The sequence below is a fragment of the Streptomyces candidus genome, assembly GCF_014207445.1.
GTDB classification, from domain to species: Bacteria; Actinomycetota; Actinomycetes; order Streptomycetales; family Streptomycetaceae; genus Streptomyces; species Streptomyces candidus.
In genome coordinates, this window is sequence record NZ_JACHEM010000011.1 from 280,869 (window position 1) to 288,484 (window position 7,616).

The following is a 7,616-nucleotide window of genomic DNA, read 5'->3' on the forward strand; positions in this document are numbered from 1 at the left end:
GCCGGCGCGGCCGGCCCCTCCGGTGCGGGGCTACTACGCGACCGTCCTCCTCGCGCACTCCTCCACCACGGCGCGCAGGTCCCCCGTCCTGCGCAGCAGCTCGCGCTGCACGTGCGCTCCGTTGCCCCTGGCCAGCAACGCGTCCAGGTGCTCCTTGACCAGGTCGGCGTCCCCGCTGTCGCGCAGTGCCTCCGCGACGTGGTCGACCAACGCCCGTACCACTGTCTCCGCCGGAGCCGGTGTCATCGTCCGCGGGTCGACCAGGTCCCCGCACAGCCCCGAGCGCCCGGCCCGCCACGACGCCAGCCGCAGCAGACCCACGCCGCTGTCGTCGGGCGGGCCGCCGGCCTTCCAGTCCCGGGCGGCGGTCTCCACCAGGGCCCGCACCAGTGCCGCGATCAGCACCGTGTCGTCCGCCTCCAGGCACACGTCCGGCACCCGGACCTCGACGGTGGGGTAGTGGCGGGACAGCCGGGCGTCGAAGTAGATCATTCCCTCGTCGAGCAGGGTGCCGGTCGCGAGCATGCCCTGCACCTGGCGGTGGTAGTTCTCGGCCGTGCCGAACCTCTCGGTCGCCCCGGTGGACGGCCAGCGCCCCCACACCCGGCTCCGGTAGCTGCTGTACCGGGTGTCCTTGCCCTGCCAGAAGGGCGAGTTGGCGCTCAGGGCCAGCAGCGCGGGCAGCCAGGGCTGTATCCGGTCGAGCACCGCGACGCCCTCGTCGTCGGACTCCACGGAGACGTGCACATGGCAGCCGCAGGTCAGCTGCTCCAGCGCGGTCAGCCCGAACTCCTCCTCCAGCCTGCGGTAGCGGTCACCGGAGTTGATCGAGGGATCGACCGGCAGGGGGGAGGTGGCCAGCGCGGCGAGCTCGGCCCCCGCCCGGCGCGCACCGGCCGACGCCTCGCCGCGCCAGCGCCGGAGTTCCTCGGCCAGTCCCTCGATGGTGTGGCGGGGGCGGGTGGCGATCTCCAGTTGCTCCCGGTGCAGCTCTTTCTCCAGCGTGGATCCGTCCGGCAGCGCGGCCAGGATGACCCCGGACACGGCTCGCGGTGTCCCCTTGCTGTCGACCAACAGGAGTTCCTCTTCCACTCCCACACTTCGCATGCGGTGGCCCTTCTCGGCATTCGGTTCTGGACGGCGGACAACACAGCGATCATGGCGGTGGCGGTACGAGTGCCCTGTTTCTCTACCCACGTGCTCCGGTCGCGCCGCACGTTCACGACTGTGCAAATATCGATCTCATGTCGGCACTGACTGATCTCCTTCCATCGGAAGCGGTACGACTCGACGTCCATGTGGCGGACTGGAGGGAAGCGGTCCGGGAGGCGGGCGACCTCCTCGTCGCCGGCGGGGTCACCGCCGCGGAGTACACCGCGGAAATGATCCGGAACGTGGAGGAGAACGGTCCGTACCTCGTCGTCGCGCCAGGTTTCGCCCTTGCGCATGCCCGCCCATCGCCTGCCGTACGCAGAACCGGAATGTCCTGGCTGCGGCTCGCGGAGCCGGTCGAGTTCGGGCACGACACCAACGACCCGGTGACCCTGGTGGTGGCCCTCGCGGCGCAGGACTCCGCGGCGCACACCACCGCGATGGGCGCCCTGGCCCGGCTGCTCGCGGACCCCAGGAATGCGCGCGCCCTGCACGAAGCGGCTACGCCAGAGGCACTGCACGCCGTACTCGCGGGGCCGCAGGACGGACGTACGACCGCGACGGCGAAGCCCGCGCCCTCCGCCGGCCCGCCTCCCGCCGACGCTCCGGCCACGGCATCGGCGCCCGGTGGATCCGCGTCCGCCGGCCCCGTGGTGTCCGCCGGGCCCGCCGTGCACAAGATCCTCACCGTCTGCGGCAACGGCGTCGGAACCAGCCTGTTCCTCAAGAACACCCTGGAACAGGTCCTCGACCGCTGGAAGTGGTCGACGTACGTGACGGTCGAGGCCACCGACACCATCTCCGCCAAGGGAAAGGCGTCCGAGGCGGTCGCCATCCTCACCTCCCGCGAGATCGCCAGGACGCTCGGCGACGTGGGGGTGCCGGTGAAGGTCGTCGAGGACTTCACCAGTACGGCGGAGGTGGACGGCGTGCTGCGGGACACCTACGACGTCTGATCACGGATCCACCGCCCTGGAGGCAGCACATGGACCGGCTCGTTTCCTTCGCCGAGTTCCTCGTCAACGAGGTCCTCAGCCAACCCGCCTACCTCATCGGCATCATCACCGCCGTCGGCCTGATCGCCCTGCGCAAGTCCGCGGGCCAGATCGTGGGCGGAGCCATCAAGGCGACGCTGGGGTTCCTGCTGATCGGCGCGGGGGCAGGGCTCGTGGTCGGCTCGCTCGCCCCGCTCGGAGAGATGATCCAGGGCGCGACCGGAGCGCACGGCGTCATCCCCACCAATGAGGCCATCGTCGGCATCGCACAGGCGGAGTTCGGAGCGCGGGTGGCCTGGCTGATGATCGCCGGGTTCGCGGTCAGTCTGCTCCTCGCTCGTTTCACGCCTCTTCGGTACGTGTTCCTGACGGGTCATCACATGCTGTTCATGGCGACTCTGTTGACCATGGTGCTGGCCACGGCCGGGCAGGGGTCGGTGGCAGTCGTGATCGTCGGAGGGGTACTTCTGGGTATCCTGCTCGTCGCGATGCCCGCCTTCGCGCATCCGTGGACCAAACGCATCACCGGCAACAACAGCGTCGCCATCGGCCACTTCGGCACCGCCGGCTACATCACGGCCGGCGCGGCGGGACAGCTCGTCGGCAAACGCAGCCGCAGCACGGAGGAGATGAACCTTCCCGAGGGGCTGCGTTTCCTGCGCGACTCGATGGTCGCCACCGCGCTGTCGATGGTCCTCATCTACGTCATCATGTCCGTCGTCTTCCTCGCCAAGGCCGGCCAGGACGTCGCCTTCGCGGCCTTCGGGGCCGACGGGGCGGCCGCCACCGATGTCGGCAACTATCTGATGAAGTCCGTGATGCAGGGCCTCCAGTTCGGCATCGCCGTCGCCGTGATCCTCTTCGGCGTCCGGACGATCCTGGGCGAGCTGGTCCCCGCCTTCCAGGGCATCGCGAACAAGCTCGTCCCCAAGGCGGTGCCCTCGCTGGACGCGCCCATCGTCTTCCCGTACGCCCAGAACGCCGTGCTCATCGGCTTTCTCTCCAGCTTCGTCGGCGGCCTCGTCAGCCTGGGCCTGCTCACCTGGATCTTCAACCCGGCCTTCGGGTTGGCCCTCGTCCTGCCGGGGCTGGTCCCGCACTTCTTCACCGGTGGCGCGGCCGGTGTCTACGGCAACGCGACGGGCGGGCGGCGGGGCGCGGTCGTCGGCGCCTTCCTCAACGGTGTGCTGATCACTTTCCTGCCGGCACTGCTGCTCAAGGTGCTGGGCGCCTTCGGGGAGGAGAACACGACGTTCGGCGATGCGGACTTCGGCTGGTTCGGGGCGATCATCGGAAACGTGGCGAAGGTCGGCGGCGGGGCGGCGATCGTGCTGATGCTGGCGGTCGGGGCGGTGCTGCTGGCCGGGGCGATCGTGATGCAGAAGCGGGTGGTGGAGACCGGCTGGGACCCCGGGGCGCGACGGGACGCGGCACTGGGCGTTCCCGTCCCCGCCGCGCCCGTTCCCGCGAACACCGCCGTGCCCGCGGGAAGCCAGGTCCGTATCGCCCCGCCGGCGGGGGCTCCGGCGCCGCCCCCGCCCACGGACGCCGGCTGACGCGGCGGCTACACCGCGCGCCAGAGCGCCGGCACGTTCGGCGGCTCCCACCCCGGGCCGGAGGTGTGCGCCTGGAGGCAGGTGTAGGAGCGGCCGCCGTACGTCACCCGGTCGCCCGCGCGGTACGTGGTGCCGGACTTCCAGTCCGTGCCGGACGGTGGCGGGGTGGTCGGCGGGTCGGTGGGGCCCGGCTGCTGCGGAACATTCAGCACGAAGTCGTAACTGCCCTCCCTCCCCGGCCCGTTGCTGCGCATGGTCATCAGGAGGCGCGCGTCGAAGATGCTGTCGGTGTTGTTGCGCGGCTCGCCGGGGAAGTACAACTGGGTGGTGAGGACGGGGCGGTTGGGCGCCTGCACCTTCACGTGGAGGTGACGGGTACGGCCCGGGTAGAGGCCCGGCACGATCGTCGTGAGCGTGAACGCACCCTGTGCGTCGGTGAACTGGTGCCCGCGGAAGCGGTATCCCCTGTTGTCGTAGGCGCCGTTCGCGTCCGCCTGCCAGAAGTCCAGCAGGGCGTTGGCTATCGGGCGGCATGCCAGCCCGAACACGTACCCGGTGACGGTCAGCCTGGTGCCCGGCGGGTTCCCGTCGAGGAGGGAGGTGCGGCGGGGCGAGTTGGGCCTGAAGTACGGGCCTTCGGTCTGCGGCGGGGTCGGATCGTCCCCGTCGTCGCACTCTGGCGTCAGTTCCGGTGCAGTGCCCTCCTCGCGGGTGGTCCTGGCGAGAGCCGGGACGCCGGCGAACGCGACCGGCAGCGACGCACCGACCGCGAGCGCCGCCCTCAGCACCGTCTTGCGGGACGGGCGCGACGATCCGGCGACGGTGGGGACGGGCTCCGTGGGCTCCACGGGCTGGGTGGGATCGGACTGATCCATGGGGGGACGCCTCCAGGCGGGGGGTGGGCGGAAGGAGGAGCGGGGCCGGGCGCGCTCCGGTCTCCCGCTCCCTTGCGAACCTAGGCCTGCGGCTCCCCGTGGGCGAGGGACGGGACGCGGTAGTCGTGGTGCATTGCACCGCTGCCGCGCCGGAATGCGCCCGGGCTGATCCCCGTCTCCCGCCGGAAGAAGCGGCAGAAGTACGCCGGGTCGGCGAACCCGACCCCTGCCGCCACCTGGCGCACCGTCAGATCCGTGCGGACGAGCAGCCGTTTGGCCTCGTGGGTACGGGTCTGGCGTATCCACTGGCCCGGAGTGCGGCCCGTGGTCCGCTTCACCGTGTCGTTGAGGTAACCGACGCTCACCCCGACCCGCGCCGCGCAGGCACCTACCGTCCACGCCTCGGGACCCGGCCGCGCCAGCAGGCGTACGAAATCCCGCGTCACCTGTGCGGGACGCCCCGACGGTTCGGGACGTTCCGGAGCCGGCCCGGCGAGCCGGAACGCCCGTACCACTAGGACGTGCAGATACGCACGCAGCACCGAGGCGAACCCCTCCTGCCCGGTGCGGTGCTCGTGCTCCATGTCGGCGATCAGCCGTGCGAACGCGGACGCATCGGCTCCGGCCGGGCTGAACCAGGGCCGCTCACCAAGGACCCGCAGCAGCTCGCGGTCACCGGGGTGATCGAGGAGGAAGTCCTCGGTGAACAGGATGACCTGCCCGTGCAGACCGGTGGCGTTCTCCCAGTGGTGCACCTGCCCCGGGTTCACGAAGCACAGGTGCGGCGGACGCAGTTCCCAGCGGGAGAGGTCGATGACGTGCGCACCCCGGCCGCCGGTCACGAAAACGATCTCGTAGAAGGTGTGCCGGTGCGGGAAGGCGGCCCGGGACAGCGGGCCCACGGCGTCGAACGAGCCGATGGCGAAGGGGAGCTGCAGCGGTGCGGGCACCTGGAGCCGGTGCACGGGCACGGCACTCTCCACCGTTTCCAAGCTGTCGCCCCTTCCTCCCCGGCCGCCCGCCCGAGGCAATGAAGAAAATGGTCCGGACCAATGCACGATGGCACGCCGCGACGCGCCGGGGAACGGGGCCGCAGGGGCGGGCCCGCGGACCTTTCCGACATGCCGTAATGAATGTCCTGGCCCAGCCTGGATACGCGAGAGCCGTACCCACCCTCCGGACGAAGGGCGCACCTCAGCCATGGGCACCGATGACCGAGCCACCGGCACCGCCGGCCACCGCCCCCCGGCGGACGGCGGCAGGCCCCGAGAGGTCGGCGGGGAGGCCGCGGAAGACACGGAGGAGGCCCTCGCCATCCGGTCCCGCGTCACCCTGCGCATCAACGGCAGAGCGCACTCGCTCACCGTGGACCACCGCGCCACCCTCCTCGACGTCCTGCGCGAGGACCTCGATCTGACCGGCGCGAAGAAGGGCTGCGACCACGGACAGTGCGGCGCCTGCACCGTCCTCGTCGACGGTCGGCGGGCCAACAGCTGCCTGCTGCCCGCCGTCGCCCAGGACGACCGGGAAATCGTCACCGTCGAAGGCCTCGCAGGCAGCGAGGGCGACCCGGACGCGCTGCACCCGCTCCAGCGGGCGTTCCTGGACCGGGACGCCTTCCAGTGCGGCTACTGCACCCCCGGCCAGCTCTGCTCGGCGATCGGCATGCTCGCCGAGGCAGAGGCCGGCCATCCCTCCGCCGCCACCCCGCCCCAGGAGCTGTGCACCCACCCGAACGGCCCCGCCGCCCTCGGCAGGGACGAGATCCGGGAGCGGCTGAGCGGCAATCTCTGCCGCTGCGGCGCCTATCCCCACATCGTCTCCGCCGTCGAGGACGTGATCAGGTGAAGCCCGTCGGATACGTACGCCCGCACAGCGTGGACGAAGCGGCGCGTGCCCACGCCGGGCGGCCCGGAGCCCGCTACCTCGGCGGCGGCACGAACCTGGTCGACCTGATGAAGCTCGGTGTGGAGAGCCCCGAAATCCTCATCGACGTCAGCCGGCTGCCGCTGGACACCGTCGAGGAGCGGCCCGACGGAACCCTGAGCCTCGGGGCGACCGTCCGTAACAGCGACCTCGCTGCCCACCCCCTCGTCCGCACCCGCTACCCCGTGCTCTCCCAGGCCCTGCTCGCCGGAGCCTCGGGCCAGCTCCGCAACATGGCCACCACCGGCGGCAATATGCTCCAGCGCACCCGCTGCCCGTACTTCCAGGACACCTCCAAGCCCTGCAACAAGCGCGAACCCGGCACCGGCTGCGCCGCCCGCGACGGGGTGCACCGCGACCACGCCGTGCTCGGCCACTCCGCGCAGTGCATCGCCACCCACCCGTCCGACCTGGCGGTCGCCCTCGCCGCCCTGGACGCGCACGTCGAGCTGCGCGGCCCGGACGGCGGACGGAGCGTGCCGGTCACGGAGTTCCACCGGCTGCCGGGGGAGCGGCCGGACCGGGACACCGTCCTGCGGCACGGCGAACTCATCACCTCCGTCACCCTTCCGGCCGATGCCGCCGGACTTCCCTCCGCGTACCGCAAGGCCCGCGACCGGGCGTCGTACGCCTTCGCGCTCGCCTCGGTGGCTGCCGTGCTGGAGGTGCGCGAGGGCGTCGTACGGCAGGTGGCGCTGGCCTTCGGCGGGCTCGCGCACCGGCCCTGGCGCGCCCACCTGGCCGAGGCCGAACTGCTCGGCGCCGCACCCACGCCGGACCGCCTCACCCACGCGCTGGACACCGAACTCGCCGCCGCCGAGCCCCTGCGCGACAACGCGTACAAAATCCCCCTCGCCCACCGCCTCGCCCACGAAACCCTCACCCACTTGATCCCCACCTAAGCCCCGCGGCACCCCCCTCGGGCAGCCGGGCCCACCCCCCGCGAGCCCTCTTGGGCGGCGGGGCCGCCCGTTCCGCCCCGTAGCCCCCTTGGGCGGCGGGGCCGCCCCCGGGGGCGGAACGGGCGGGCAAGGGGGCGGCCCCCACCGGAGGTGCACCCCCCGCCCCCGCCCCCCGCCCCCCCCCCCCCGCACCCCCGCACCCCCGCACCC

At 72.0% G+C, this 7,616-nt stretch carries 7 protein-coding genes; 4 read left to right on the top strand and 3 right to left on the bottom strand.

Annotated features, from left to right (window positions below; translation table 11 throughout):
* Nucleotides 1-33: 33 nt before the first annotated feature.
* Entirely contained in the window at nucleotides 34-1,107 is a 1,074-nt protein-coding gene (locus HNQ79_RS21950; protein WP_185033675.1) for a glutamate--cysteine ligase, read from the bottom strand.
* Nucleotides 1,108-1,244: 137 nt separating this feature from the next.
* Between HNQ79_RS21950 and HNQ79_RS21955 the strand changes: the two genes are divergently transcribed.
* Nucleotides 1,245-2,108, top strand: a complete 864-nt coding sequence (locus HNQ79_RS21955) for a PTS sugar transporter subunit IIAB (RefSeq protein ID WP_185033677.1) — start codon at nucleotides 1,245-1,247, stop codon at nucleotides 2,106-2,108.
* A 29-nt stretch (nucleotides 2,109-2,137) separates the two neighbouring features.
* Nucleotides 2,138-3,703, top strand: coding sequence for a PTS ascorbate transporter subunit IIC (ulaA, locus tag HNQ79_RS21960; protein WP_185033678.1), 1,566 nt, complete (start codon nucleotides 2,138-2,140; stop codon nucleotides 3,701-3,703).
* A gap of 8 nt (nucleotides 3,704-3,711) precedes the next feature.
* Here the strand turns inward: ulaA and HNQ79_RS21965 are convergent, their stop codons facing one another.
* Complete coding sequence (locus HNQ79_RS21965; RefSeq protein ID WP_185033680.1) at nucleotides 3,712-4,578, bottom strand: dioxygenase family protein; 867 nt, start codon at nucleotides 4,576-4,578, stop codon at nucleotides 3,712-3,714.
* Nucleotides 4,579-4,658: 80 nt separating this feature from the next.
* Nucleotides 4,659-5,570 carry a helix-turn-helix transcriptional regulator gene (locus tag HNQ79_RS21970; protein ID WP_260421733.1) on the bottom strand — a complete coding sequence of 304 codons (912 nt, stop codon included), beginning with the start codon at nucleotides 5,568-5,570 and terminating at the stop codon, nucleotides 4,659-4,661.
* A gap of 208 nt (nucleotides 5,571-5,778) precedes the next feature.
* On the opposite strand from HNQ79_RS21970, the gene HNQ79_RS21975 reads away from it, so the two are divergent.
* Together HNQ79_RS21975 and HNQ79_RS21980 are read left to right on the top strand one after the other, a co-directional pair.
* Nucleotides 5,779-6,426 (top strand): (2Fe-2S)-binding protein, encoded by a 648-nt coding sequence (locus HNQ79_RS21975; protein WP_185033684.1) that lies wholly within the window; start codon nucleotides 5,779-5,781, stop codon nucleotides 6,424-6,426.
* Nucleotides 6,423-7,406, top strand: a complete 984-nt coding sequence (locus tag HNQ79_RS21980) for an FAD binding domain-containing protein (protein WP_185033685.1) — start codon at nucleotides 6,423-6,425, stop codon at nucleotides 7,404-7,406. The genes HNQ79_RS21975 and HNQ79_RS21980 overlap by 4 nt, the downstream gene beginning before the upstream one ends.
* Nucleotides 7,407-7,616 lie beyond the last annotated feature (210 nt).

Bases quoted from the DNA above. Each gene is read 5' to 3' on its own strand.
- HNQ79_RS21965 (WP_185033680.1), bottom strand. From the start codon at position 4,578: ATGGATCAGTCCGATCCCACCCAGCCCGTGGAGCCCACGGAGCCCGTC.
- HNQ79_RS21955 (WP_185033677.1), top strand. From the start codon at position 1,245: ATGTCGGCACTGACTGATCTCCTTCCATCGGAAGCGGTACGACTCGAC.
- HNQ79_RS21950 (WP_185033675.1), bottom strand. From the start codon at position 1,107: ATGCGAAGTGTGGGAGTGGAAGAGGAACTCCTGTTGGTCGACAGCAAG.
- HNQ79_RS21975 (WP_185033684.1), top strand. From the start codon at position 5,779: ATGGGCACCGATGACCGAGCCACCGGCACCGCCGGCCACCGCCCCCCG.
- ulaA (WP_185033678.1), top strand. From the start codon at position 2,138: ATGGACCGGCTCGTTTCCTTCGCCGAGTTCCTCGTCAACGAGGTCCTC.